The sequence below is a fragment of the Holdemania sp. 1001095H_141210_F2 genome (assembly GCF_015558105.1).
Classification (GTDB): domain Bacteria; phylum Bacillota_I; class Bacilli_A; order Erysipelotrichales; family Erysipelotrichaceae; genus Holdemania.
This window is the reverse complement of sequence record NZ_JADNPO010000066.1, coordinates 1-1175: the sequence shown is the minus strand read 5'-3', so window position 1 is coordinate 1175 and position 1175 is coordinate 1. Positions and strand designations below refer to the sequence as shown.

Below are 1175 nucleotides of genomic sequence, written 5' to 3'. Positions count from 1 at the left end.
TAATAAACGTCTTCGTCGTCGTCCGCCATGACCGGCAAAACCATGCCCGTCATTAACAGGACGCTTAATAGAATCAGTCCTACTTTTTTCATCGTTTCCACCTCAGATATTTCGTTACCGACATGAAGCTGCCGATCAACCCGACAACCATGCCGATCCCTAATAAGATCAGCGACAGCTGCAATACAAACGGATGCGGCGGCGTCATCCTGAACATCTCCGAAAACAACACTCCGCCCAGCTTGTCATAGATTAAGATATAACCAAAGATCGTAAACAGAATCGGAATAATCGCGCCCAGCGCTCCGATGATCATTCCTTCCACCACAAACGGCGCCCGGATAAACCCGTTCGTCGCACCGACGTCCCGCATGATCGCAATCTCGTTGCTTCGCGCGTAAATCGTCAGCTTGATCGTGTTCGCGATCAAGAAAATCGCCAGCGCGCTTAAGCCCGCCACCAGAATCGCCCCGCCAAACCGCACGGAATTCAGCGTTCGGACAAACATCAGCGCACTGTCCCCGCCGTAGTTCACCGTTTCAATCCCTTCGATCGCCTGAATCTTTTCCGCCGTGTCCTTTAACGCGTCTCCGTCGTTTACTTCCACATAGAACGCGTCGTGCAGCGGATTATCCTCCCGATACGTTTCCAGCGCTTCTCTGGCGCTTTCATCCTCATACGTTTCCATCAGCTCGTCGAATTCCTGATCCTTGCTTGAGTATTCCACGCTGACCACATGCTCCAGATTCTTGATCGTCGCCTGAATCATGTCCAGCTGCGATTGTTCCTCATGGTCATAGGCTACAAACGCAGAAATCTTCACCGAGCCTTCGATGTTCTGGGTGACCTCCTGCATGTTGCCCGTCACGATCATAAAGATCGAGATGATCAACAACGTGATCGTCACCGCCGAGGCGCTCGACACCGACATTGCCGCGTGCCGGCCCACACCATAAAAACCCTCGCGGATATGCCGGAAGAATCGTCTAATCATGTTTGATATACCCTCCCTCGTTCATGTCCGCGACGATATGCCCCGCTTCCAGGGCGATCGTGCGTTTGCGGTGCTTGTTCACCAGCGTGATGTCGTGCGTGACCATCAGCACCGTCGTTTTTTCCTCACGGTTGATCTTTTCCAACAACGTCATGATCTCATCCGACTTCTGCGGATCGAG

The 1175-nt window shown here is 52.5% G+C and carries 1 protein-coding gene and 1 pseudogene; both read right to left on the bottom strand.

Annotated features, from left to right (window positions below; translation table 11 throughout):
- Positions 1–88: 88 nt before the first annotated feature.
- The gene (gene ftsX / locus I2G61_RS16265) at positions 89–994 is read right to left on the bottom strand and encodes a permease-like cell division protein FtsX (RefSeq protein WP_195548478.1); all 906 of its coding nucleotides are present in this window, start codon (positions 992–994) and stop codon (positions 89–91) included.
- Positions 987–1175: pseudogene (locus I2G61_RS16260) on the bottom strand (cell division ATP-binding protein FtsE); the annotation flags it as partial. The pseudogene I2G61_RS16260 and the gene ftsX, both read right to left, overlap by 8 nt.